25 protein-coding genes and 1 tRNA gene are annotated in these 26,719 nt (G+C 35.3%); all 26 read left to right on the top strand.

Annotated features, from left to right (window positions below):
- The first annotated feature begins 2 nt into the window (after positions 1 to 2).
- The 26 genes from AB1I62_RS00925 (at position 3) to mobP2 (ending at position 26,701) form a co-directional block, all read left to right on the top strand.
- Positions 3 to 75 (top strand) — tRNA-OTHER (locus tag AB1I62_RS00925).
- Between the two features lie 45 nt (positions 76 to 120).
- Positions 121 to 297 (top strand): hypothetical protein, encoded by a 177-nt coding sequence (locus tag AB1I62_RS00920; RefSeq protein ID WP_164548981.1) that lies wholly within the window; start codon positions 121 to 123, stop codon positions 295 to 297.
- 281 nt (positions 298 to 578) lie between these two features.
- The gene (prgB, locus tag AB1I62_RS00915; protein ID WP_367018882.1) at positions 579 to 4,496 is read left to right on the top strand and encodes an LPXTG-anchored aggregation substance PrgB/Asc10; all 3,918 of its coding nucleotides are present in this window, start codon (positions 579 to 581) and stop codon (positions 4,494 to 4,496) included.
- Between the two features lie 61 nt (positions 4,497 to 4,557).
- Positions 4,558 to 4,914, top strand: a complete 357-nt coding sequence (gene prgU / locus AB1I62_RS00910; RefSeq protein ID WP_048947141.1) for a pheromone response system RNA-binding regulator PrgU — start codon at positions 4,558 to 4,560, stop codon at positions 4,912 to 4,914.
- 10 nt (positions 4,915 to 4,924) lie between these two features.
- On the top strand, positions 4,925 to 5,122 hold the full coding sequence (locus AB1I62_RS00905; RefSeq protein ID WP_010829144.1) for a hypothetical protein: 198 nt from the start codon (positions 4,925 to 4,927) through the stop codon (positions 5,120 to 5,122).
- Positions 5,123 to 5,129: 7 nt separating this feature from the next.
- A complete protein-coding gene (locus tag AB1I62_RS00900; protein WP_367018880.1) occupies positions 5,130 to 5,960 on the top strand; it encodes a hypothetical protein in 831 nt (276 codons plus the stop codon).
- A gap of 30 nt (positions 5,961 to 5,990) precedes the next feature.
- Positions 5,991 to 6,170, top strand: coding sequence for a hypothetical protein (locus AB1I62_RS00895; RefSeq protein WP_002360809.1), 180 nt, complete (start codon positions 5,991 to 5,993; stop codon positions 6,168 to 6,170).
- Between the two features lie 35 nt (positions 6,171 to 6,205).
- Positions 6,206 to 6,541 (top strand): hypothetical protein, encoded by a 336-nt coding sequence (locus AB1I62_RS00890; protein WP_010829142.1) that lies wholly within the window; start codon positions 6,206 to 6,208, stop codon positions 6,539 to 6,541.
- Positions 6,542 to 6,548: 7 nt separating this feature from the next.
- A complete protein-coding gene (locus tag AB1I62_RS00885; RefSeq protein WP_367018877.1) occupies positions 6,549 to 7,676 on the top strand; it encodes a hypothetical protein in 1,128 nt (375 codons plus the stop codon).
- 530 nt (positions 7,677 to 8,206) lie between these two features.
- Entirely contained in the window at positions 8,207 to 9,748 is a 1,542-nt protein-coding gene (locus tag AB1I62_RS00880) for a cell surface protein (RefSeq protein ID WP_367018875.1), read from the top strand.
- Positions 9,749 to 9,917: 169 nt separating this feature from the next.
- The gene (locus AB1I62_RS00875; protein WP_367018874.1) at positions 9,918 to 10,445 is read left to right on the top strand and encodes a hypothetical protein; all 528 of its coding nucleotides are present in this window, start codon (positions 9,918 to 9,920) and stop codon (positions 10,443 to 10,445) included.
- A gap of 64 nt (positions 10,446 to 10,509) precedes the next feature.
- Positions 10,510 to 13,041: a type IV secretory system conjugative DNA transfer family protein gene (locus AB1I62_RS00870; RefSeq protein ID WP_029682333.1), complete on the top strand. Its 2,532-nt coding sequence runs from the start codon at positions 10,510 to 10,512 to the stop codon at positions 13,039 to 13,041.
- The gene (locus tag AB1I62_RS00865) at positions 13,031 to 15,034 is read left to right on the top strand and encodes a pLS20_p028 family conjugation system transmembrane protein (RefSeq protein ID WP_367018871.1); all 2,004 of its coding nucleotides are present in this window, start codon (positions 13,031 to 13,033) and stop codon (positions 15,032 to 15,034) included. Before AB1I62_RS00870 ends, AB1I62_RS00865 begins: the two co-directional genes overlap by 11 nt.
- 6 nt (positions 15,035 to 15,040) lie before the next feature.
- Positions 15,041 to 15,421 carry a hypothetical protein gene (locus AB1I62_RS00860; RefSeq protein WP_367018870.1) on the top strand — a complete coding sequence of 127 codons (381 nt, stop codon included), beginning with the start codon at positions 15,041 to 15,043 and terminating at the stop codon, positions 15,419 to 15,421.
- 78 nt (positions 15,422 to 15,499) lie between these two features.
- Positions 15,500 to 16,297 carry a hypothetical protein gene (locus tag AB1I62_RS00855; protein ID WP_367018869.1) on the top strand — a complete coding sequence of 266 codons (798 nt, stop codon included), beginning with the start codon at positions 15,500 to 15,502 and terminating at the stop codon, positions 16,295 to 16,297.
- A 16-nt stretch (positions 16,298 to 16,313) separates the two neighbouring features.
- Positions 16,314 to 18,869 carry a trse protein gene (locus AB1I62_RS00850; protein ID WP_367018868.1) on the top strand — a complete coding sequence of 852 codons (2,556 nt, stop codon included), beginning with the start codon at positions 16,314 to 16,316 and terminating at the stop codon, positions 18,867 to 18,869.
- Between the two features lie 2 nt (positions 18,870 to 18,871).
- Positions 18,872 to 19,060, top strand: coding sequence for a hypothetical protein (locus AB1I62_RS00845; protein WP_002360822.1), 189 nt, complete (start codon positions 18,872 to 18,874; stop codon positions 19,058 to 19,060).
- An 18-nt stretch (positions 19,061 to 19,078) separates the two neighbouring features.
- Entirely contained in the window at positions 19,079 to 20,230 is a 1,152-nt protein-coding gene (locus tag AB1I62_RS00840) for a toprim domain-containing protein (protein ID WP_367018866.1), read from the top strand.
- Complete coding sequence (locus AB1I62_RS00835; RefSeq protein WP_367018864.1) at positions 20,227 to 21,309, top strand: lysozyme family protein; 1,083 nt, start codon at positions 20,227 to 20,229, stop codon at positions 21,307 to 21,309. The genes AB1I62_RS00840 and AB1I62_RS00835 overlap by 4 nt, the downstream gene beginning before the upstream one ends.
- A 63-nt stretch (positions 21,310 to 21,372) precedes the next feature.
- On the top strand, positions 21,373 to 21,606 hold the full coding sequence (locus AB1I62_RS00830) for an antitoxin MazE (RefSeq protein WP_367018862.1): 234 nt from the start codon (positions 21,373 to 21,375) through the stop codon (positions 21,604 to 21,606).
- Entirely contained in the window at positions 21,607 to 21,933 is a 327-nt protein-coding gene (locus AB1I62_RS00825; protein WP_002360827.1) for a type II toxin-antitoxin system PemK/MazF family toxin, read from the top strand.
- Between the two features lie 90 nt (positions 21,934 to 22,023).
- Positions 22,024 to 22,662, top strand: coding sequence for a hypothetical protein (locus AB1I62_RS00820; RefSeq protein WP_367018860.1), 639 nt, complete (start codon positions 22,024 to 22,026; stop codon positions 22,660 to 22,662).
- Positions 22,663 to 22,668: 6 nt separating this feature from the next.
- A complete protein-coding gene (locus AB1I62_RS00815) occupies positions 22,669 to 23,610 on the top strand; it encodes a hypothetical protein (RefSeq protein ID WP_367018859.1) in 942 nt (313 codons plus the stop codon).
- Positions 23,611 to 23,981: 371 nt separating this feature from the next.
- The gene (locus AB1I62_RS00810; RefSeq protein WP_002369721.1) at positions 23,982 to 24,263 is read left to right on the top strand and encodes a hypothetical protein; all 282 of its coding nucleotides are present in this window, start codon (positions 23,982 to 23,984) and stop codon (positions 24,261 to 24,263) included.
- Entirely contained in the window at positions 24,256 to 24,648 is a 393-nt protein-coding gene (locus AB1I62_RS00805) for a hypothetical protein (protein ID WP_367018857.1), read from the top strand. The genes AB1I62_RS00810 and AB1I62_RS00805 overlap by 8 nt, the downstream gene beginning before the upstream one ends.
- Positions 24,641 to 26,701 carry a MobP2 family relaxase gene (gene mobP2, locus AB1I62_RS00800; protein ID WP_367018855.1) on the top strand — a complete coding sequence of 687 codons (2,061 nt, stop codon included), beginning with the start codon at positions 24,641 to 24,643 and terminating at the stop codon, positions 26,699 to 26,701. Before AB1I62_RS00805 ends, mobP2 begins: the two co-directional genes overlap by 8 nt.
- The last annotated feature ends 18 nt before the right edge of the window (positions 26,702 to 26,719 follow it).

The raw sequence follows: 26,719 nt of genomic DNA, 5'->3' as shown, positions 1-26,719 counted from the left end.
GTTGGCGTGTAGCATTGCGGTGATGCAACTGACTTCGTGTGAGATAAGAAGCGGGTTCGACTCCTGCCACGCCAATAAGTAGCTTTGCTACGAGAGAAAAAAACAATAGGAGGAATAGTAATGAAAAAAATTGAGTTAAACGACAATAATTTAGAAACGTTGATGAAGTGGAGTACCCCTCGTAAAAATTATGAAAAATGGACGGAAGACGATGAATTGCTTTACAGAAAGCTATTTGATGAACCGTATATGTATTTACCAGAAGAAATAGATGATGAAGATGAGGGAGAAGTATAAAAGAGGAACGAGAAGATACTCGCTCCTCTATTCCATGGGATATTGTTCAGAAAAAATAGGTAAGTAAAAAGAAAGCTACCTATTGCGGTATAGGTAGCTTTTGAAAAGAAAAATGAAAAAAATATGTCAAATTACTTATTTTATAGCATAAAGGAAAACAGTTGTCAAAAAGAAAGGAGGAGAACGGATGATGTGTGTACGTGCCCCATGTGGAAGAAATCGTTGTTTGTAAAGAAAAACTATTAGGAATGAAAAAAGAAAGTTTACGAGGAGAATGATTCATGAAACAACAAACAGAAGTAAAAAAACGGTTTAAAACGTACAAAGCTAAGAAACGCTGGGTAACTGCCCCTATTCTTTTTCTAGGCGTGTTAGGAGTTGTAGGATTAGCTACTGATAATGTACAAGCCGCGGAATTAGATACGCAACCAGGAACAACGACGGTGCAACCCGATAACCCCGATCCGCAGGTAGGTAGTACAGCACCTAAGACAGCAGTAACTGAAGAAGTAACAGTACAAAAAGACACTACTTCTCAACCGACCAAAGTAGAAGAAGTAGCGTCTGAAAAAAATGGAGCTGAACAGAATTCAGCTACCCCAAATGATACCACAAACGTGCAACAACCAACAGTAGGAGCTGAAAAATCATCACAAGAACAACCAGTAGTCAGTCCAGAAACAACCAATGAACCTCTAGGGCAGCCAACAGAAGTTGCACCAGCTGAAAATGAAGCGAATAAATCAACGTCCATTCCTAAAGAATTTGAAACACCAGACGTTGACAAAGCAGTTGATGAAGCAAAAAAAGATCCAAACATTACCGTTGTTGAAAAACCAGCAGAAGACTTAGGCAACGTTTCTTCTAAAGATTTAGCTGCAAAAGAAAAAGAAGTAGACCAACTACAAAAAGAACAAGCGAAAAAGATTGCCCAACAAGCAGCTGAATTAAAAGCCAAAAATGAAAAAATTGCCAAAGAAAATGCAGAAATTGCGGCAAAAAACAAAGCAGAAAAAGAACGCTACGAGAAAGAAGTCGCGGAATACAACAAGCATAAGAACGAAAACAGCTATGTCAATGAAGCGATTAGTAAAAACCTAGTGTTTGATCAATCTGTCGTGACGAAAGACACTAAAATTTCGTCGATTAAAGGCGGAAAATTTATCAAAGCAACTGATTTTAATAAAGTAAATGCAGGGGATTCAAAAGATATCTTTACGAAATTACGGAAAGATATGGGCGGAAAAGCTACTGGCAACTTCCAGAATTCCTTTGTCAAAGAGGTAAACCTTGGAGCTAATGGGGGTTATGCGGTTCTTTTAGAAAAAAACAAACCAGTGACAGTGACCTATACAGGGCTAAACGCTAGTTACTTAGGGCGCAAAATTACAAAAGCAGAATTTGTTTATGAGCTACAATCCTCACCAAGCCAAAGTGGAACGTTAAATGCAGTATTTTCAAACGATCCGATTATCACGGCTTTTATTGGTACAAACAGAGTCAATGGTAAGGATGTTAAAACACGCTTAACGATTAAGTTCTTTGATGCGTCAGGTAAAGAAGTACTACCAGATAAAGATAGTCCATTTGCGTATGCGCTGTCTTCTTTAAATTCAAGTTTAACGAATAAAGGTGGGCATGCGGAATTTGTTTCTGATTTTGGTGCGAACAATGCGTTCAAATACATTAATGGTTCGTATGTGAAAAAACAAGCGGATGGAAAATTTTACTCACCGGAAGATATTGACTATGGCACAGGACCTTCTGGATTGAAAAATAGTGATTGGGACGCTGTAGGTCACAAGAATGCGTACTTTGGTTCAGGTGTAGGTCTAGCCAATGGGCGTATTTCCTTTTCTTTTGGTATGACAACAAAAGGAAAAAGTAATGTGCCTGTATCTAGTGCGCAATGGTTTGCTTTTAGTACCAACTTAAATGCAAAATCTGTAACACCGAAGAGACAATTTAATAGTCCTAAAGAACCAGAAAAAGCAACGATTGAATTTAATGGATACAAAGCCAATGTCGTTCCTGTTCTTGTTCCGAACAAAGAAGTCACTGATGGTCAGAAAAATATCAATGATTTAAATGTGAAACGTGGCGACTCTTTACAATACATTGTGACAGGGGATACGACAGAACTTGCCAAAGTAGATCCAAAAACAGTAACCAAACAAGGGATTCGAGATACCTTTGATGCAGAAAAAGTGACGATTGATTTATCCAAAGTGAAAGTTTATCAAGCAGACGCAAGTCTAAACGAAAAAGACTTAAAAGCTGTTGCCGCAGCGATTAATTCAGGAAAAGCGAAAGACGTGACCGCTTCTTATGACCTTCATTTAGACCAAAACACCGTCACAGCAATGATGAAAACCAACGCAGACGGCTCCGTTGTATTAGCAATGGGGTATAAATATTTACTTGTCTTGCCATTTGTAGTGAAAAATGTAGAAGGCGATTTTGAAAATACAGCTGTTCAGCTGACAAATGATGGTGAAACGGTAACAAATACAGTTATCAACCATGTGCCAGGTAGTAATCCTTCCAAAGATGTAAAAGCAGATAAAAACGGTACAGTTGGCAGTGTTTCTCTACATGATAAAGATATTCCGTTACAAACAAAAATTTATTATGAAGTGAAATCTTCCGAACGTCCAGCCAACTATGGCGGAATCACAGAAGAATGGGGCATGAATGATGTCTTGGACACGACCCATGATCGTTTCACAGGGAAATGGCACGCTATTACAAACTATGACCTTAAAGTAGGGGACAAAACGTTAAAAGCAGGAACAGATATTTCTGCCTACATTCTTTTAGAAAACAAAGACAATAAAGACTTGACGTTTACAATGAATCAAGCATTATTGGCAGCGTTAAATGAAGGAAGCAATAAAGTAGGTAAACAAGCTTGGTCTGTTTATCTGGAAGTCGAACGGATTAAAACAGGTGATGTAGAAAACACACAAACAGAAAACTACAACAAAGAGCTTGTTCGTTCTAATACGGTGGTGACGCATACACCTGATGATCCAAAACCAACCAAAGCCGTTCATAACAAGAAAGGGGAAGACATTAATCATGGAAAAGTGGCTCGTGGTGATGTTCTTTCTTATGAAATGACCTGGGACTTAAAAGGGTACGATAAAGACTTTGCTTTTGACACAGTCGATCTTGCGACAGGCGTTTCTTTCTTCGATGATTACGATGAAACGAAAGTGACACCAATCAAAGACTTACTTCGTGTCAAAGATTCTAAAGGGGTAGACATTACGAACCAGTTCACGATCTCTTGGGACGATGCCAAAGGCACGGTGACAATCTCTGCCAAAGACCCACAAGCCTTTATTCTAGCGTATGGTGGGCAAGAATTGCGTGTAACGCTCCCTACAAAAGTCAAAGCCAATGTTTCTGGGGATGTTTATAATTCAGCGGAGCAAAATACATTTGGTCAACGAATTAAAACCAATACCGTTGTCAACCATATTCCAAAAGTGAATCCTAAAAAGGATGTGGTCATTAAAGTTGGTGACAAACAAAGTCAAAATGGCGCTACAATCAAATTAGGGGAGAAATTCTTCTATGAATTTACAAGTAGTGACATTCCTGCAGAATACGCTGGTGTTGTGGAAGAATGGTCGCTTAGTGACAAACTAGACGTCAAACATGACAAATTTAGTGGCCAATGGTCTGTGTTTGCCAATTCTAATTTTGTTTTAGCAGACGGAACCAAAGTGAATAAAGGGGATGACATTTCGAAACTATTCACGATGACCTTTGAACAAGGGGTAGTGAAAATCACGGCCAGTCAAGCCTTTTTAGATGCGATGAATCTAAAAGAAAACAAAAACGTTGCACACTCATGGAAAGCGTTCATTGGTGTAGAACGAATTGCGGCAGGAGACGTTTACAACACAATCGAAGAATCTTTCAACAATGAGAAGATTAAAACGAATACGGTAGTGACACATACGCCAGAAAAACCACAAACGCCACCAGAAAAAACAGTGATTGTACCACCAACACCAAAAACACCACAAGCACCAGTAGAGCCATTAGTGGTAGAAAAGGCAAGTGTAGTGCCAGAATTGCCACAAACAGGCGAAAAACAAAATGTCTTATTAACAGTAGCTGGTAGCTTAGTTACAATGCTTGGCTTAGCAGGCTTAGGCTTTAAACGTAGAAAAGAAACAAAATAATTGAAGACGAAAAGAAGGACGAATTGCTTGTCCTTCTTTTTTTAGTTATGGAGGGGAAAAATTGGAAGCAGTAGTCGCAGAAAGAGAGGCAAAGGGGATGAAAGAAATTGCCATCCAAGAAAAAGATTTGACCTTACAGTGGAGAGGAAACACAGGTAAGTTAGTTAAAGTTCGATTAAAGAATACACGTGCAATGGAAATGTGGTACAACAAACAAATTACCGAAGAAAACATTCAAGAGATCACCACGTTGAATATCATTAAAAATGGAAAATCTTTGGCATTAGAAGTATATCCAGAAAAAAGTATCTATGTGAAACCAAATTTAGGTAAAATTAATGTGCCAGTCTTTTTTATCAAAACACCTATTAATAGAGGGGTATTTGAAGAGATCTTCGGCGAAACATTAAAAGGATAGGGTGAAAAAAATGAGTAATAAAAATGAACACGGGTTTTGGGAATGGCTACAAATAGACTACTTTTCAAGGTTTCCAGATGCAACGAATGATGATGTGACTAAATTCTTGTTACGCTTTACAGAAGCTAGTAAAAATTCAACCAAAGAAGGATCAAAAATCATTGAAGAATTGTTTGAGGAAGAACGAAAACGCAGAAAAGGACGGTGATTTTTCGATGAACGAACGTGAAAAAGATATAAAAAAGTGGCTTTGCCAGTTATTAGATAAGACCTACCTAAATGCGGAAGCGTATAAAAATTTTTTTGTAAGAGTTCTTCCAAAACAGCGTAAACGGACACTTGGTAACTATTTAGAAGTAGAACGTGTATTAGAAGTGAGCAATTTGTTACGAGAGCCTGTGGAAGTCATGCTGACACTGATACGCTTATTAGCTGCTCATATTGTTGTTGTTAATCGTGAGCAATTTCAAGAGGAAGAAGCAAAAGAGAAAATAGTGAAGGAATTATTAGGGGAATTGCTTAAGCAAGGGAAAATTAGTCAAAAAGAACAAACAATTATGTTAGGCACTGGTTTTTTAGAAGAAGAAACTGCTCTTTATGGCGAGTTAGAAAGTTGGGCGACTGATGCGAAAGAAACCATTTATTGTACGGTAGTTGAGAATGGCTTCCCTATTAAAATGGAGTTACACAAACTTGGGTATCAATGGCTAAAAAGTCGCCAAGCTTGGGTGAAAAGTTACGAGACACAAGAAGCTGCTGAAGTTGCCAAAGGTCAGCTTTGGGCATTAAGTAGTGAAATAGAAGTTAGTGTAGAGACACCGATTACTTGTTTGTTTCATTTTGATTATTATTTATCCGTTAAGCCAGCGGAACGTTACAATGAAACGATTGTTGCTTTTGGGTATATCTATGAAAATTACGGCTTTAAAAAGAAATTTGTCAAACAAGTACCAGTAAAAGATTTTTCAGGAGAACGTGAGCGTTTAGCACGATTAGAAATTCCTTTTGAACTAGTAGTACCAAAAGAAAGACAAGTGATTTATTGACTATTTAAGAATAATTTAGGAGGAATAACAATGGCAGTGAAAATTGATGGAACGATAAAAAAACGTGTTCAATCTTTAATGGCTTTAAATGGACAGTCTTATGAAGAATGGCTTAATAATCAGCACCAAAAGTATTTAAATGAACAATCAGAAGTCATTGACCGACTATTGAAAAAAGAATTGGAACGGAAAAAAGGAACAAATGAATAGTTAAAGTAAGTAGAATAATTTAGGAGGAAATCAACGTGAAAAACAAAATTAAGAAAAAAGTGAAGTATTTTACAGCTGTAATTCAAACGATTATTGGTCTTGGATGGATTGAAGTGAGTACGATGATGCCGGCATTTGCCGATGTTGAACGAACAATCCAAGGCGTTGAAACTGGTTTAGGATCGGAATTTAAAAAGTTTGCTAATCCGGCATTAGGTATAGCAGTCCTCATTTATGGAGGAGCTAGATTTATGGGACATGATATTGCACAATGGGCAAAAAAATGGGTTTTCGGAGCATTTGTTGGTGCAGCAATTATTGTGAACTTTACTTGGATTAAAGATACTGTTTGGGGTTGGTTAGGAGGTTGATTCTTAAATGACTGTAGAAGTGGAGATTTTATCGTCTAACGTTGAAGTCTTAGAAAAACAACCACCGTTGGAGTTACTTCCCTTCGCAGATTTTATTGAAATCACAAGATGCATGTATGTTAAGGAGGCAGTAACTTTCCAACTATTGGAAGTTGGTGGAGATCCTTTTTATCGGGGAAGTTTTGAAAAATTAAATGATGAATGGACACTAGAAAAAGATATACAAAAGAAGTTAAATCAACTAGTCAAAAAAAAGAAAATGACGGCAGAGCAGGCGGAGGGCTTACTATACAAAATTTCTTTTAAGAATCTACAGGAGGCTAGTTTTTCGAACGAAAAGAAAACGAGATTCTTCAAAAAAGAGAAGAAGCCCAAAAATACCCAAAAAGTCGGGAAGCTTAAAAGAAAAATACATGTTGTTTCTCCAATAAAACTTTCCCAGAAACAATTGAAAATTTTAGGAGTATTTGTGATAGGAATACTCTTAATTGTGATTGGTTGGAAATTTATGGCGGGCAGTCAATCGACGGCCAAAACTAGTTCAGAGCCTACGTATCAGCAGTTAGTCAATAAAGAAAAGTACGCTGAAATAGTAAAAAAATATCCTGAGAAAGAACCAGAGCTAATTGAGGAGTTATTTCAAAAAGAAGATAAAGCTGGTTTGAAAAAAATAGCTGAACACTCTAATACACAGTTAGCTCAGCTATATCTTGCTTTTTTAGAGAAAGATTGGCAGAAAGTAACAGAACTTTCCAAGTTACCACAGGATAGTGATGTTCAAGCAATGGTAGGCTATGCTTTTTTAGAACAAGGTAAGATAGAAGAAGCAAAGCTTATTAATAAAGAAATTCAAAACGATACGCTAACAAAACAAATCAAAAGTAAGGAAATCGAACAGGCGTATAAACTTCTTAGAGAGCGAAAAATATCTGAAGCGGAGAGAATAAACGAAAGATTGAAGGATAATGGATTATCCGAAGCAATTAAAGTAGCCAAAAGTATTCATAACTTGTTAGAAAAATACGCCAAAGATAAGGAAAATAAAGAATTATCAGAAAACGAGCGAAAAGAAGCTGCTGATAATTATCAGCTATGGCTGAAAAATTTGGAACAAATTGGTAAGTCTGTTCATTAATTCGGAGGATAAAATTATGAATGAATTTACGAATTTCAACTCTTTGTTCCACTGATTACTTTTACGGATTAGATAAAAAAAGAGCGAAAAATGTGATATAATCACCAAGAGTAAATGGAAGTTGAAGACGGTAGCATAAATCCACCGCAAAGGAGCTGGTGCCTATGAGAGTACTCATAGTAAATCAGAAAAACTGGCAAAGGAGTTGTGCAGTTGTGTCTGTATTAGAAGTGTTGGCCTTGCTTACGCTATTAATACAAGTCTATAAATTAGGCAAAAAAGACGACAACAAAAAAGACCGTCGGTAGACTTTAGCGGGTTTACGGCGGTCTTTTTTTTGTATCGTCAAAATATATGCTGCCGATCTTCTATCGGTCATTTACTCTAAGGGGACATGTTTCGAGCATGTCCTCTTTTCATAATCTATTATACGTATAACGAACGAGAAAGTAAATAAAAAAGCAAAAAAAGGGCTGTTCTAAAAAGAATAGCTCTTTTTTTGTACACAACAATTGAGAGGGATGAAAGAAATGAACGGAAATCAAAAAGAAACCGCTAAAAAGCAGCATAAATATCTAATTATTGGATTATGTTCAGTTGCGTTACTAGGAAGTGGCTTGACTTATGCCGCACTCAACCAGGGGGAAAAGAAGGAAGCACAGACAGAGCAACAAGGTACAAAACCTAAAGAAGAGCGTCAAACACCAAAAAGTAAACAGTCCCCTTGGGAACGGAAAGTGACGGAGAATGAAGAAAAAAACAAGGATAAAGACAAAAAAATTAAAAGTAAGCAGCCACATAAAACAAAAGACTCGTTAGCAGAAGTAGTTAGCGGTTTTGAACGTACAAAAGAAGAAAAACCAAAACTTTTTGGTGTGGAGATACCTGAAATAAAAAGCGATTTATTAGGACAACTAGCGAATGCGCTTGTTCAACAGGACCGTAAGGAAGCGATTCGAGAAACGAACAAAAAAGAAAAACAGCGGGAGACAATTCTTGCGTTAGCTAATGAGAAAACAGCAAGTGAACCAATGGAAAAATTACCAGGGAAAATAGATACAACCGATAAAATACTTTTACCAGAAAAACCAGTGATTCCGGATAAACCGCTAGTACCTAATGAGCCAAATTTACCAGTAGTACCAGAAGTACCAGATCAACCGGAAGTACCAGATCAACCAGTTGATCCCGAACAACCAACAAAACCAACGGTTTCAGAATTGATTAAAAAATCACAAGATCAACTAGTAGCGGCTACACAAAAAGCACAAAATATTAATCATCAACTAGAAAACGTGCAGAAAAAGTTAACGCAACTCACTCAAGTGGAAGAATTAAGTAAGAATGGGGAAGAAACAACAAACTATTGGTCAGAAGTAGCGCATTTAGTCGATGAATATAATCAGTTATCTGAACAAATTAAGACATTAGTAAGTGAGAACAATGAGGTAGAAGAGATTAATGCAGCTTTGTATAACCAAACATACCAACAACTACAAGAAAAAGTTGTCGAAGTTCACAACGCCCAAGAAAAAGCGAACCAGGCAACAAATGATTTTGAAAACAAGGTTTCTAATGCAACGAAAACGCATGAAAACTTGGAAAACCTAGAAAATCACTACGAAGAAACATTGCAACCTCAAGCAGAACAGGCAAAAGAAACGGTTGGTGCAGCAATTGATGAAGCGCAAACCAATACAGAAGTGGCTGTCAATGTTCAAACAGAAGTTGCACAAGCAGAAGCAGCTGCTGTTGCTGTACAAAACAATCAAGAAAAAATTTCACAACAATTGGTTGTCGCAAAGAGTCAAGAAACACAAGAAACATTAAGTGAGGTACAAGATACCGTAAAAGAAGTGAAAGAAATCGCAACTACGCAAAATCAAGCCGTTGCAGACGTACAAAAAGATTTTACTCACTTACCACAACCAATCAAAGACCAACCAAAAGAACCAGAGACAGTCTCTGATTCAATGATAGGTACGACTGCACAAAAAGAAGAAGCGGAAGTTAAAATAGATGAACCAACGAGTCAAATGGTGGAGACGCCTATTACCAATCAAGAAAAGTAAACATAATTTTCAAAAAGTAGATTTGAACCAGAATCCTTTTTATATAGGGTCAAAAGAAAATAAAAATTGTTCGAAGTGAATAGAACATTAAAAAAGAGAGAGCTCTTGAAGTAAGAGTTGCTCTCTTTCTTTTTTATTGGAGGGAATCAATCAAATAAGGAGTGGAATTATGGATCGGTTAAAAATATTTGCAATGTCGTTGATATTTCTATTGCTGGCCGGAGTAATGACTTTTATTGGTACTGTTTCCCAGGAATCCCACTTATATCCTATAGAAACTCAAATAAAAGTAAAAAGACTATTACTACCAGTGATTCAATCAAAAGATAATTTAACAGACGAAGAAATTTTAGCATATGAACAAGAGTTATCCCCCTTCATACAAAAGGATTTCCCCTTAGTAAAAGATATTCTATCAGTTGAGAAAAAAGAGAGGAAATTTTTAGAGCTTACTGTTGTTTTTCAAGATAAAGAAGTCAGAACTATTGCATATCCGTTAAAGGATGTGCTAGAAAATGTACCTAAACTCAACGAAACATATCAAAAAAATGTTGCTCTCAAGGAAAAACAACAAAAGAGCATCGAGAAAGACATAGAGAAATTAGAGAAACAAAAACAAGTAATTGAGAAGAGATTAACTAAGTGGAAAAAGTATGATTTAGTACACCGAATTAGAGAGACTTTAATAGGTGATTAAATAAAAAGAGGAGAACGCTAGGAAAACAGCGTTCTTTTTTTGATTGGAGGGAATCAATCAAGTAATGAAGAAAAAAGAAAAAGGAAAGTTTAAAAAGAAAAATTATGAAAAAGCAAAGCAAAACAACCTACGTTTTTTAGCAGATAAGCGTTTTTTAATCCCTGCCATGATTTTTCTTTTTTTAACAGAAATAATCGTAGGCAATTGGTTATTACAAAATATATTTTCTCTTTTAAAAAGTAATCTTTTTTCTATCCAGTGGGTAGAATTTAAAGAGACCCTTTTCTATTATCCGTTGTCTGAGTACTTGTTTGCTTATATTCTTTTGTTCATAGCAAGCATACTATCAACAAGCATAATCGCTTATCGAATGTATACGTCTTTTCGATCATTGGAGGAAGAACATGTGCAAGGAACAATGGATTTTGAAAGCACAGAAGGAATGGACAAACAATATCCAACCGTAGAAGTACACCCTTTTACTAAAACGGAGGATTTTTATGATGGAAAACCAGGATATCCAGTAGGCAGAAAACCTAAGACCATGAAACAAAAAGCAGAAGGCACATTTTCTCTCTATGTAGATACTACCGATTCCAATACCATTACGTTAGCAGGAACTCGTCAAGGGAAAGGAATCTATTTTGTAGACACATTTATTGATATACTCACACGCGCACGATTGATTGCTAATCGTGCTTCTTTTGTTATGACGGCTACAAAAGGTGATGAACCTAGAAAATGGTACAACACGCTAAAACGACGTGGGTATCGTATAAGAATTGCTAACGTAGTCAATCCTTATTATTCAGACCCAATCCCAGCATTAGCTGTGTTTAATAATTACTATCGGCACTATAAGCGTTTAAAAAAAGAGAGTGTGGGTTTAAAAGAAAAAGGAAAAGCTAGCGAAGGATTAAATGTAAGTATTAAAGCAGAGCAACAATTATCCAATGCAGAAAAAATTATTAAACAGGTAGCATTTTCTTATTTTCGTGAAGTGAACGAAGGTAAAGACGGCGGGTTTTGGACGAAGGCGTGTCGAAGTTTGTTTATGAGTGTGGGTCTTGCTTTAGCTGATCAGGAATACGAAGAGAATGAAACAAGTAAAGTGAATCCTTACACTATTTATAATGTTGTAAACGACATGCAGAGACGGAGGATTAAAGAGAATTCGCATGAATTTTTAAAGAAATACTCAAATGATGAAAATGAGTTACAGCGGTTGCTAGCTGAATATGAAAATAAAAGCGAATTAGACGTATTTTTCGGCGAATTACCACGAACGCACCCGGCAAAACGTCATTATGACGCCATTTTTGCTTCAGCACCCGCTCATGTGACGTTGGGAAATATTATTACGCATTTTGATGGAGATTTAGAACCATTCTTAATGACGTTAAATGCAAAAATGACAGCAATTGATGATGGTTTTGACATGGAACTAGTCGGGTTTGATAGAGAACAACCAACCGCTGTCTTTGTAATGCTAAGTGACGCGGATACGTCTAATAATCAATTAGGTGTGATGTATTTAGAACAAATTTATCAAGTATTGTTGAATCGTTGTAATTTAGAAGACGATTCTCAGTGTTATCGTGATGTCCATTTTATCTATGAAGAAGGTGGAAACTTAGGAGTTGCTATTTCTGATTTAGCACGTAAATGGACCGCTGGATTAAGTCGACGTTTGTTTTCACATTTGGTCTTGCAGGATATTCAACAATTATCTTCTCTCTATGATGAAGATACAAAAGATATTATCTTAGGCAATACAGGAAACTTAGCTTATATAAGGACGGGTTCAGAGTCCACTAATAAATATATTTCTGGACGTCTAGGAGATCGTTCGAATTATTCAAAAACAAGACATAAAGATCCATTATCAATTAAGTCGACGGAAACAGAAAGTACGGAAAGAATTGATTTACTTGCTTCTTTTGAATTAGAACGACTACGTGAAGGAGAATCCGTTATTTTACGTATTAATAAACACAGAGATTTGGAAGGAAACCCTATTTATCAGTATCCTATTTACAATACGTACGAAAATGATACAAATTTGATTCCTTTTTATAAATTCCGAAAATTAGATAAGGTTTCTTGGGAAGAAATACCAGTAAACAATCAATTCATGGAAATAGAACTAGAGGATTTAAACTGGAAACTACAACCAGGGAAAATAATTGACCAACAAAAACAAGTGATTCCGCAAATACCGACGTATAAGAAGCCAGAACGAAGAAAAGACAGCAATAGCATTACACCAATAGAACAGATTGCAAAAAAAGAAGTGAAATCAGTTTTTTCAACAGAAAAATATGCAAAAGAGGCGAAGTTTCTTGAAGATATGTATGGAGATAAATTAGAACATTTAGTAATCAATGTGTTCTCAGTCGAGCAACAAAAAAGACTGATAGCTTTGATTCAAATGACTGGAGAAAAGGAACCTCAATCATTTGCAGAACTGGAAAGAGTATCGAAAACTGGCAATGTTCGTTCTTATATTAGTTGTATTCTATCAAGTTTCGGTCAGGGGGCGGTAAATATGGTTGTACAACAACTAAAAGAATGGAGGAATTCTAATGAGTTCTGATGAGATTCTAAAGATTTTAATTACATTTGATGATTTCCTCAAACTAGCGAATTTGGGGGCAGATATAGGACGGAATATACTTTTTGGTATTGTACGTTTTTTCTTCTGGATTGTGCAAAATTTAGAAAACATAATGACAGAAATGTTGACCTTCTTAGGTTTTTATAATGATTCTTCTCTTAAAGGAGAGGGAGGGCTGCTACAAACATTAATCAGCTTTAAGTCATTTGGTGTTGGCATTGCGATTCTAACAATAGGTTTAGTATTAATGTTCGGGAAATCCTCTCAAACAAGAGATATTCCTATGAATGTACTTATGTTGTTGCTGATGTCTTTAATGCTTCCAACAATTATGAGTGATGGAATGAAGTTGGTTAAAGCTACACAAGGCGAATTAAGCGCCACACAAGGAGATATTGGGTTTTCAACGATTAAAAATAATGTTACAGATGTTTTTGTTTTAGCAGATGGTGGGTGGAAAACGACTAAGCCTGAAAATAAAAACTATTTAACAGATGTAACAGGGTTTGACGTGAACGAACGTATTTTAGATCCCGATGAAGTTGAAAATGGGGAGGTGCTAAAGTACAAGTTAAGAAACAAGCAAAATGAAGAAGGTAAAGAAGCAGTAGAATTAGATGAAGGGAATGGAGGAGTTCTAGGTTGGTTAATAAAATCAATGTTTGCTCCAAAATATTATCGCTGGAAAGTAGACTGGATACCTTTAATTGTTACTTTAGGGGTGTTGGCTTTTTCATTGGTCATTTCAATGGTGAGAGTGGGCAGACTAGGGATAGAGTTAGCTTTTAATGAATTGTGGGCTAATATTGTTGTTTTTTTCAGCTTTAGAGAGACTAAGCGAGCGAAAATGGTATTAATGGAAATTGTTGGTGGATTTGTCATGGTGATTTCTATTTTTACAATGTACTATGTTTTTATTTATTACAACAGTTTCGTTTTTGCGACAACTACGTCCATTTGGGCGCAGTTATTTGCAGTAGTTGGCGGCGCATGGTTTATTTACGATGGCCCTGCGATCATACAAAAACCGCTGGGAATTGATGCTGGATTATCAACCGCTGGTTCTTTTGTAATGGGCATGGGTGCTAAAAAAGCAGTAGATCAAATTGGTAGTAGTGTGAAAACGACTGTAGGAGCAGCTACTTCTGGTACTGTAGCAACCGCAGGTTTTGTCGCAGGATTAGCTTCTGGAAACGCCGAGAGAAAAAATGATGAAGATGCGAATTTGAATAAATTTGATACCGATAATGAATCTGAAAAAAATACTGAAGATACAAATAATGCGCCACAAGACGAACCGAATGACACTCAAATGAACGATCCTTCAAAAGATGTATCTGAAGAAACGAATGAAGCAGTTAATGACGAAGATGTTGCCAATAGTAAATCAGAGGAAGATTCAGACCAGGAAACTTCAGAGAATACAAATTCATTAGATAATCCGGAAAAAAATGGAGAGGATATTAGCGATTCGGCTGTTGATGAAAATGGAACAAACGATGGCAAAGAAACAGAGGATTTTGAAAGTAAAAATACGGATACAGAAACGAATGATCAAAATATGAGTGATTACGATGAACAAAAAAATGTTAATGACGACACACCTAAAAACACAACGACTGCTAATGAGGGTCAGCTAAATGATAAGAAAATGGCCGATAATGATGATGAAAATTCTAAATATACAGGTGAATCAAGCAACATGGAACACTCCGATTCTGATAGCGAGACTGAATCACCTTCAAATAGTTCAAGTGAGCCATTAGAAAATCCATTAAAAAAGAAAGTTAGTCAAATGGTAAATACTAACAAATATCAAAAGAACATGAAAAATCCTATTGGTAACCAGGTAGATAGATACAAGAGAAACAAAGAATTTGGACAAGAAGTAAATGAATGGTTAGCGCAACGAAAAGAGCAGAAGTCACAACAACTACCTAAAGAAAAAAGATCAAAAAATAAGAAAGGATAGAGACCTATGCATGAGATACAAGAAGAAATATTTACCCAAGCAAAGTTTGTAGGAAAGATTTTAACAAAAGATGCGGTTTGTTGTTTCATTCTCTTTCAGGTAGCTACAGGGCTACAGGAAAGAACATATGGACCTTTAGGAACAATTGCTTTTCTCTTTGTAATGATTATGGGTATTTACTGGTTATCTCCTAGTTCTCTTACTAGGAATAGTCTAAGAAACTATCAACGATTATGGATAATCTTAACGAACAATAGACAAGCGTATCACCCATTAGTACAACAACAATTCCAAGACGAAGAAGATTTATCTATGGCAATGCTAACCGAGGAAGAATTAGCAGAAGAAGACAAATTGATTGAAGAAGAAATGAAAGAATATAACTAAGGTAAGTTATTTAAAGGTAAAGAAAGCAGAGAATATTCTTTGCTTTCTTTTTCATTAAACAATTAAGGAGGATATTCAATGAAAGAATATGCAACAAAAATAAAAAATAAGAGTGTGGGCTTACTGAAGGATAACCATTTCTGGCGAATACAAGGCTTATCTGTACAATATTTTGTTAAATATCATGCGCTGTATTCGATGGAAGTGTTATTACTAGTTTTACTAGTGATTGCACTTAACGACGAAGTTGGATCAATATCTAACGAAGTTAGTAACTTTGTATTTATACAAATACTTTTACAAGTGTTTGTATTCATAAAGTTAATAATGCCCTGTGTGTATGTTGTTCCATTGATTTTTGATCTTTCTCTTCATAGAGTAAATAGAAATAAAATTTGTACATTTCTAAAATCCTGCTTGTTTGCAAGTATCGTAATCAATTCAAATTACCTCACTGCGGAGTTTTATCAAGATATACATGGATTTAAAGATTTGCCAGTTTCGGTGGTTCAAAAACTGATTATTTATGGAATCTTGTATTTTATTATGCGATACTCCATTGAAAAATATTGGGAATGGTTAGGAAAAACGATTGTACTAAAACCAGAACTAACTACATTAGAAATACCAGTAAAAGAGAACTACTTTTCTAAGCGTATTGAACTAATGGAGGAAATGAATCAATACGTAATCCCATTAGCCATTACAAAAGAAATGGTGCGTAGAGACTCAAACTGGGCGTTTGTAAGTAGTTATGGAAACATAATTGAAGAAGAACCAATTGTTGAAGAAAAAAATAATGTGACTGTTCAATTAAAGTATTCGATTATTCCTCCGATAGATTTGATCTATTACAAGCTTGACAAAGTAGAGTAAAAGGAAGTGAAAGAATTTGATTGTAGATACAGATGAGTTACTGGATGTACAAGTAGAACCAGCGTTGGTAGATACTACGACAAAAGAGAAAAAAAAGAAGAAAATACAGAAGGTTGAAAAATCGGTGCTGGCCTTTATGCCAGAACGTCGAATTATTTCAGAAGAATGTATTGCGTTAGAAAAAGGTGTAACCAATTTTTATCGAATTGAAGATTCTTCAGCAAGAGAAGGAAGTTTAGAACAGCGGCAATCTGCATTGAATGATTTCCTAGTCTTTTTAAAAACTATTTATACAGACATAAAATTCATATTTACAAGTTTTCCAATTGATATGTCTGAGAATATTGATTATGCAAAACGCCGTTTTAAAATGGGTGCGTTGAGCGAGACAGTAAAAAAAGAACAACAATATACGTTGGCTGTCCTTGAAAATTTAGATAATACACGATTGATCGATACGGTTTATTTACAAGTATTTGCGGATGATGAAGAGCAATTAAAAGAAGTTGAAAGAGAAATTCGTCAAGCGCAAAGTACAGATTTTCGTATTAATACGATGACACTAACACAAAAAATAAAATTTTTATTTCGTCGGTACAATCCATTAGCTCCTTTGCCAATAGGAATTCCTTATCAACGGACAGATTACACTGGAAGAGACGAGAAGGTGCAAAAAATTGTAGCAAAAAAAGGCTATGATCCTTTGTTTGTGGGTACGATTCAACCAATGGGTGGAATTAAACCTCATTCTTCTAAAGATTTACAAATTTCTGATGGGTTTATTCGAGTACTTAATCTAGTCATTTATCGTCCTAAAAACAATCCTAACTTTTGGGGAGAACAAGTCTTTTGTATGAAAAATGTATTAACTACTTTAGATACGCATACAATTGATACCTCCAATCCACTTGTTGAGCAGAATTTGAATCGGAGCCTAGGAGAATATGAGGACAGAGTTTATAGCTCTAAAGATAGGATTTCTCAAAAGAAAGCACGCAAAGAGTATGAAAAGTTAGATAGAACAGTAGAAAACGTCCTTGAATCTGTTGAAGTATTAAAGGAGATACATGTACGTTATGTATTGGCTGAATCTACTATTGAGAAATTGGACGAACGTGAACAAGAAGTCATGCGAAAACTTAGAAAACACCAGTTCCAAGCAGCTTGTTTTTTAGATGAACAGGAAAGACAATTTAAAGCGACGTTTGTTAGCTTTAAAGAAGGCTCGAAGCTAATCAAACGAAAAGGGAAGGAAATAAAAGGAACAGCATTAGCAGGGAGCTATGCGTTTAATTATGCCAACCATATTGATCACGATGCTCCGTATAGTGGTTATCCGTTGTACGGTTCAGGTGTTGTTTGCCTATCTACAACGCATAAAGATAGTTTGAGAAAGTCCTATAGCAGTATTATTTTAGGAAGCCAAGGGTTCGGTAAGACAACAGCGGCTAAAAAGCAGTTAAAACAAGCTGTAGAGTATAATAATATCCATTATGGGTTTTATGTCAGTGATGAAACAAAACGGCTCACAGAAGCTCTAGGCGGTGAATTTTATGATGGTCGAGAAGTTCGATTGAATCCTTGTCAAATCTATCGTTCTGACGTGGATGCTCGAACAAAAAGAACGAAGGAAGAGCAGTCGTTAAAAACTAATTTAGTGAAAATGAGGTTAGTTTTTGGATTAGCAGAAAATATTGATTTTCAAAGTCCAATTATGACAACGGCTAAAAAAATCTTTAATAATGGATATGCTGATTACATGGAACGCCATGGGTTAGAGATCAACAAAATAACGCAATATGATCCAGAACAGTATCCAGTTTACTCAGATATCCTTGAATTTGCTAAAAATGAATATAATAAAGCTACGGAAGAATTTGAAAAGAAAGACATGTATGATTTTATTTCAAAATTAGAATCATTTATCACAGATTCAGGAAATATTTTTAACCAGAAATCGACATTTGATTTTTATAATAAAAAGCTTGTAACGTTTAACATGGAAAATCTCGTGAAGTCAGATATATCCACTTATAATGCACAATACTATAACTTATATACAGCAGCGTTTAGTGAAGCTGTACGAGTTGGCCAACGTGAAAAATATTTATTTGATCGTAAACAGAAAAAAGTGGATGAGTTAATTTATTCTAATATGACTTCCGATGAATTCCATAATCCAATACGGACAAAGAATAAAGTTTTACTGAAGGAATTAGATCGCTATAACCGAGAAGGGCGAAAATTATTAATCGGACAAACTTATATTATGCATGACATAGCAGATGCTTTTCCTGACTATAATAGTGAAAATGGAGAAATGGGGGAGATTTCTCAAATTGTTGTTAACTTGTTTAAACTTTCGACGTATCGCTTTTTATTTAAACAAGACGAATCTTCAGAAGAATTACTAAAGAAAGTATTTGGGAAGCAACTTAGTGATTATGATATAGCAGACATTATTGGATTTGAGGAACGTGATATTCTGTTAAATATTAAAGGAGCAAAAAATATCAAGTTCCGCTATGGTTTATCAGAAACAGAGAAACGAATCTTCGATGGAGGACTGTAACCATGAAAAATAAAGAGGGAAAACAATCTAAACCTAAAAAGAATTATTTAAAAAAGACAAAAAAAGCATTTCAACTCGTAGTTTTTGGCAAAAAACGAGAGAACATTGAAAGTTTTCAAACAAAGAGACTCTACTTCGTATTAGTAGGTGTCTTTTTTTTGTATCTTTTATTCTCCTTTTTAATTTCTTAAAAGAAAGGTGGACGAATAATGCATACAAAAAAAATTCCTGTTTTTACAAAGAAACAGCTAGACGTTGCTAGAAGGACAAATATGTTAGCGTTCATGCAAGAAAAAGGAGAAATTTTTGAGAAAGTTTCTTCAAAGTTTGTAGAACATGTGGATCATGACAGTATGAGAGCAAATGTAAAAAATGGCATAGTCAATTGGTATTCAGAAGGAATTAGCTCGTATGATAATGCCATTGAGTTTTGCATGGCATATTATAATTACCCTTACGAAGATACTGTTCAGCAGCTGTTAGACTATCAATTTAGTAAACAAATTAGTAAGACAACCACTCAAAAATGGATAAAGCAAGAAGAAAAAGAACCGTTTAATTTGCAACATTTATCCGTTGCAGGAAATTATGATACAGGCCTACTTGATGAAAAAGGGTGGGCTTATTTGCGTAGTAGGCATTTATCGGACGAAACGATTGGTCGTTTTGCAGATGGGTCAATTACTTCAGACAATCGTGGGAATATTTTGTTTAAAATCACAGACATTGGGAAGAACAAATTTGGGACCTATGTTGGGGCTGATGTTCAAGGAACATATGCTAAGCCGTTAGAAAAGCGTATGAAAATAAACAAAAAAGGAGAATTAAAACTAGACCGAAAATATTTTAAAGGAATAGCAGAAAATAGCAATGGCCGCCGTGGCTTTTGCTTTGGCGCCAATATGGATTACAAAAGTCCAATTACCCTTTTCGTTACAGAAGCACCAATAGAATCACTATCACTGTGGGAGTTAGATAAGGAAAATTTACCTAATAACTCCTTTTTCTTGTCATTATCTGGCTCAGGAACAAAACAAGAAACTATATGGAAAACGTACAAAGACTTGCAAAACATGCTCAATATTAACGAAGGAACGATTGTAATGGCTGTAAATAATGATAAATCAGGAAAAGAATTGATTCGTGCAGTTCACAGCCAATACAAACAATCTGAAGACTTAAAACAAATAGCAAAGCTGTCTTTATATTTACCACCAATCGAAAATGGAGACTTTAACGAATGCCTGGAATTAAAAAAGACTGGACGTTTGGAAAGTCGTGAAATTAAGAAGAAAGAAAACGAACAAGCCAAAGCAATTTTTGAGCAACAAAAATCAGCTGTTCAAGAGATGAATGTATGAAGTCATTAAAAATAAAAATAATTCTCATACTTTCTGTGTTGGGACTTGGTTGTTTAACTGTTATAGCTGTTGTTCAAGAAACGGAAAGAATGATTCTTATGATAGCAGGTGCAGAGTCAGAGGAAAAAAATAATGCCTTGCCAAATGAGAATATAAATCTTCCTCCGGAAGTTTTAGCGTTAAAACCAACAGTGGAAAAAGTGGCCAAGGAAATGAACATTCCTGATGAAGTACCCTATCTTTTAGCGATAATAATGGTTGAATCGGGTGGTCGCGGGGGTGATCCATTTCAATCTAGTGAAAGTGCGGGGTTACCTCCTAATACGATAACCAGTCCGGAACAATCGATTCGTCAAGGCGTCACTCATTACAAAAGTTGTCTTGATTTAGCGAACCAATATAGCATTCAAGATAGAAAAGCTGTATTACAAGCTTACAATTATGGTGGTGGATTTTTAAGCTGGCTTTATCAAAAACAGAGACCTTATTCTTTTGAATTAGGAGCAGAATTTGCGAAAGAACAAAGTGGAGGAGCAAAAGTAGTTTACACGAATCCTATTGCAAGCGCTAAAGGAAATTGGCGCTATGCATACGGAAATATGTTTTATGCAGAGCTAGTTTATCAGTATGTTGCAAGCATGCAGCAAGGCATTAATGAAGGAAATGGGGGAAACATACAGGTATTAGAATCTATTGTTGGTCAATCAATATATGGTGGAGAGTGTTACATGCTTACAGCATATTATGTTGAAAAATTGGGTGGCCCACAGCTGCGTGGAAGTGGCTTTGATTATGCCGAAAGAATTGGTGATGATTACAATTGGTCAGCGTACGGTTGGTCAGTAATTTTTGACCCCAAACCGTCTGATCTAAGGATAGGAGATATCGTCAATTGGTACGCAGGTGGTGTATTAACCCCTCAAATATATGGCCATACAGGCGTGATTTCAGGTGTATCAAATGGTGGACAAGCATTTACTACCTATGAGCAAAATTCAGAGCGTGGGCGAGTTGTAGCAAAGTATAATCGGACATTTGATATAACAAAAATACGTAGTATTGTTCGCAAAAATAAGTAATATTTGACGAGTGCTTGAGGGTGTGTTAAATTTAGTTTAACATACGTATAGGAGATGATAGTCATGGAAACAGTAGTACGTAAAATAGGCAATTCTGTAGGAGCAATTTTCCCAAAGGGTATTTCTCCAGAAGTTGGAGATGCGTATACAATTTTTAAAATTGATGATACGTATATTCTAAAACCTAAAAGAGAAGATATATTTAAAAATGATGCAGATTGGAAAGACTTTAGAGATTCTGTGACTGTAGAAGATACAGAATGGGATACAATGAAGTTAGAAGGGATAGAATACTAGATGGATTACCCAAAGCAAAGGGATATTATTTGGATAGATTTTGACCCTTCAAAGGGTAAAGAAATCAAAAAACGAAGACCCGCTCTAGTTGTGAGTAAAGATGAATTTAACGAGCGTACGGGTTTTTGTTTAGTTTGCCCTATTACTTCTACAAGACGAAGCTTTGCGACTTATGTAGCGATAAAAGACCCTCAAAAAATAGCAGGAGATATAGTTACCCATCAACTGCGTTCAGTTGATTTCATGAACAGAAATGTAGAAAAAATTGAACAGTGTGATCTGCTGACTTGGGTCGATGTTATTGAAGTAATTGGTATGTTCATTTAGATACAACAGTCAAAAATCTAAATTAGATAAGTAACCTAAGATAACTACTTAGGTTATTTTTTTTATACCAAAAATGTAAAGGAGAAGATTATGAAATCTATAACCCAACTTTTAATAATGGGTGCATTTGGTTTAGCATTAGGGATAGGTGGAACATTTGTATATGCTAAAAATGTACTCCTTCCTCAACAAACCAAAACCATTCAAAATTATGTTAAGAAAACGAATGATTTAGAACAAGAATTAAAAGTGTTTAAAGAAGATAAAGAGGGTGCTTCTACTAAGGAAATCCCTATTCCAAAACACTCTTATTCACACCAAGAATACGTTAACTTGAAATCAATAGGTGAACAATTTTCTAAAAGTTATTACGACATTACTACAGACACGGCGGAAGAAAAATTGAAAGGATTATCTAAAATTTTAACACCAAAACTTAGTGGAAAATTACGTCCGGCATGGGTTGACGATTATAAAAATAGTATTCGAATTGAACAAGAAACTATTAGTGAACAGTACTATGTAAAATTGAATGGGGTGACTGGAAAAGCGACAATGATTGGTTGTCTGATTGTGTCTACTAAGCATGGGAACGCGCAAGCATTTGACGTGAAATATATTGATAAATTCAACTTGGAAAAAGATGAAAAAAATCATTGGAAAATAAAAAAATTTGAAGAACAAATTGCCCCTCGCGAATTCTCCGAAAGTTATTTTACGCAGGAGTGATGAAAAATGTTTAATAAATTAAATGAGTTGAAAGAGAATGTAGAAGTATACCGTGACAGAATACAATCTGGTGAAAAAAAGAGTGGTCGTTGGAAAAAAAGATGGCACAAATATTCTTCAAAATTATATCTATTTATGTTTTTTTTAACAGTTTCTGGGTTTGTTTTTTTTAACTATTCAAGGTTATTTTTTAAAGATGATAGTCCTTTGTTGGATAGTGGAATTGGAGAAATAAGTAAAACAAAAATAGGGTCAAGTGAAGCTGAAATTGTTTCTCGAAAAATAAACAATTCAACTGGTTATGCAGAAGTCCTTGTTCATGTTGAAGAGTCTTCAGACCAAGTTCATAAAGAATATGTTTCATTTGCCGGAGAAGTAAAAAAAGAGCAACCAATAGAAACAAAACTCATTCCTATTTCAGAAAATTATTATCTGATTCAATTACACGGTGTTCCTAAAAATTGGAAAACAATAGGGATTGACTTTGGCTATAATGCTACACAGAAAGCACCAACGACTGTAGAACAAATTGAAGAACAAAGTCAGCAAAAACAAACAGATAGATCACAACAAACTTCTTTTTATTGGGATGTCAGAAAAAGTAAAACAGACGATGATTTAAAAGAGAAACCTAGAGTAAAATATTTGGCTGATGTGATTGTCATTGAGGAAAAATCAACGAGAGATAAACAGAAATTGCTAGCAAAAAGTACAGAAAAAATTGATTCGGAAATTGTAAGAATAGATGAAAAAGTAAAACAAGAAACGGAAGAATTGATTTACAAAGTTGGAAAAGAAAAAGAAGACTCTCAGACTAAAATTGCTCAATTAGAGCGTGAAAAAGACAAGTATATTGAAGCAAAAAGTGGGATAAAGAAAGAAGAAAAATTACTTGATGAGAAGCTTGAAAAGTTGAAGGAAAGAAAAGAACAATCAACAACTAATTAGGCAAATTAAGGGGTGCTAAACAACTGCTAGTAGGTGCTAGAGATGTGCTATAAAGGGTGCTAGTTCGGTGCTAGTTACTGCTAAATACGTGCTAGTTTAGGTGCTAGAAACGTGCTATATGGTGCTAAAAAGGTGCTAGTTTGCATGAAGTTACCTGCTAGCCAAGTGCTAGTGGCGTTCGTTTTTGGGTCCCACGGGAAAGCCTTGCACTGCAAGGCGGGTCAGCTTGTCTGACCCCCATTTCCCCTTATGCTCTTCCGAAACACAAAGCGCAATTAAGCGAATACTAGAGAATAAATAAGAAAAATGTCGTGTAGTGATAAAAAATAAGCAGATCAAAGACTAAAAAATGGCTGAAAGGTAAGAGAAAAATGACAGAAAAACAAGTCATAAAAATAAGAGATGTAGATAAAGATATAGCAACTAGACTGGTAACAGTAGCAAAAGAAAAAGGCTACGCTAGTCGAGATGAAATGTTACGAGATGTGCTGCAGAAAATCGCCTACGAAGAGTTCCAATTAGAATCAGAATTACGTTACCAGGCATTTACAAAAGATGTCGTTGAATCAATGCAACTTGGAATGGATTTAATGGTAAGGGAATTCTTTCGTCCAGCGTCGAAATTAACTGAAAGGGAGAAAGAAAATGGATGAAAAAAAGAAACCGAAAAACATATACATGACAGACAAAACAAAAGATCGTTTGAGTCGAATTGCTGCAGAAAAGCATATGCATTTAGGTGACTTAATTGATTATATGCTAGATGTCATTGAAAACAAAAACGAGAATAATATAGACGAGCTTTTAACCCTTCAAAAACAGAATAAAAAATTATTATCTGTCATTGAAACACACACAGAGTTGACGACAATTCTCTTCAACGAATTAGCAAGAACTATGCAATTAGAAATTAAAAATGAATCGGACTCACTTGGTGTAACCCAAGCGAAAAAAATAGTACAAGAGCGACAAGAAAACCGAAGAATCCAAGCAATGAATTCGGCAAAATATTCCCAGTCGGTTGTAACAAATGAATAAGAAAACGGCGGGCATTATTCTTACGAGTGCGTTCGTTATGCCAGGTACAGATACGTTCAAAGAATATCTTGACTATATGGAAAGAAGTGAAGCGACCAGGAACGAACATTTTGATCAATTCAATGCCTTTTCACCTGACAATTCAATGGATAGTATTGCGGCAGTTGAAGGTTCAAATGAGACGATGTTCTCAACCTATAATGACTACATGTCAAACCCGAAAAAAACGTCAGCTTTGTTTACGAATAATTATGACCAAGCGCCAGAAGAAGTTATCCGATACATGAAAGAATACTTCGAAATGGCTCAAGAAAATAAATCACCTTTATGGCAATTAGTTTTTAGTTTTCGGAACGAGTGGTTGATTGAAAATAACTATCTTGATCCAGAAACAAATCAATTAAAAACGCAACATATTTATCAGGCCACAAGATTAGCCATTGCTGAATTAGAAAAAAAAGAAGGGTTAAAAGGAGAGTGGACAGGTGCAGTCCACTACAATACGGATAATATTCATGTTCATGTCGGATATGTTGAAAAAAATCCAACAAGAGAATGGATCTTCTACAAGCACCCGAAAGAACCGAGTAAAACTGGCTGGCAGTTTAAAGGAAAATTTTTACAGAAGAGTATTAAAGCGACAAAGCGAACATTTGTGAATGAACTGATGCAAAATAAAGAACAATTGTCTATGTTAGAAATGTACGTCACGCACCAAAAAAAGTTGGCTGAATCATGCAAAGAACAGTTTACACAAGGAAAGTATGAGCAACTATTTACGGATTTACTTCAAAAGCTGCCAAGCAATCAGTATTTCTGGAAATATGGCTTTGCAGAACGTCATAAATTTAAACCAGAACTAGATAAAATAGTGGATTTGTTTATGGAAACAGATGGGAAAGAAACAATGGATGAAATTCTTCCGCGTCTACAAAAAATTTCTGATGATTACGAAGAAGCGTATGGAAATCCAAGGAACGAACCAACTTATCTTGATAAGCAGCTGTACGGAAAAAGTGGATTATATTCACGAATTGGAAACATGATTTTACAAGAAGCAAAGAATTATCCGGAACTTCTTGCTAAAAGGAACACTAGTTTGATGAATGAGTCAGATTTTGAACAATTTAATTTTGAAACAGAGATAGAAAGCGAAGGATTAATTGAGCCATTTGATTCATTAGAAATGACCATGCCACAAGAAGAAAATGCAGAAGAAAGTATGATTTATGATGATGTTTTACCTCATGAACTTTTAGAAGAGAGTCATGAGGAAGTTAATAATATAGAGGAACAAATAAAAGTAAAACAATCAGAAATTAAAATGGATCAGGCATTGAAGACGTTACATGATTACTTCACTGAAAGAGAAGAATCGAAAGATAGCAGAAACTTAAAGATAGTGGATCAATTAAAGGCAGAAAAAGAATCCTCAAAAAAAGAAATTCGAGGTATGTTCTTACATGAAGTTGAGGGTAATCAATTTGCCGAACCGGTAAGTAGTTTTACTCATGAGACTTTAGGTAGAAAAATTATTCTTCCAAGTAAAAATAAAGCACACTATATTTCGATAGAAACCTCTAAAGACAAGGAAGTAGATTCAAATTTACAGAGTTTTTCAGGAAATAATCAACGTGCAATCTTGCAACAAATACCTACTGCAACACATGTCTTAGGGGAAAAGCAATGGCAATTAAACAATCGCCAGATAAGAGAAGATGAAATTGAAAATGCCATAAAAATTGTGACCATTAAAAAAGATGAATCAGGATCATTTGTTTTTGAGACAAAAGATGTTTACGATATTTCGCAAACAGACAAGCTTCCCAAAAAAGAGAGGAATGCAAATTATAAAATAGAAAAAGCAACAGGAAAAAATGGTCAAAAGAGAATTACAAAAGTGTCCAACAGGAAGCCTGTAGTCTCTCATAAAAAATCAGATTATGAATTCAAGAAACAATTAAGACAATTGAGAAAATCGTGTGAGCGAAGTGTCCAACGTTATTTAAATGAAAAAGCATATCAAGAATTAGAACAAAGTATAAATGTCTAAAAAATTAAATAGGAATTA

Origin of the sequence: Enterococcus sp. AN402 (assembly GCF_040719405.1) — a bacterium.
GTDB classification, from domain to species: Bacteria; Bacillota; Bacilli; order Lactobacillales; family Enterococcaceae; genus Enterococcus; species Enterococcus faecalis.
This window is presented reverse-complemented; position numbering and strand designations above follow the sequence as displayed.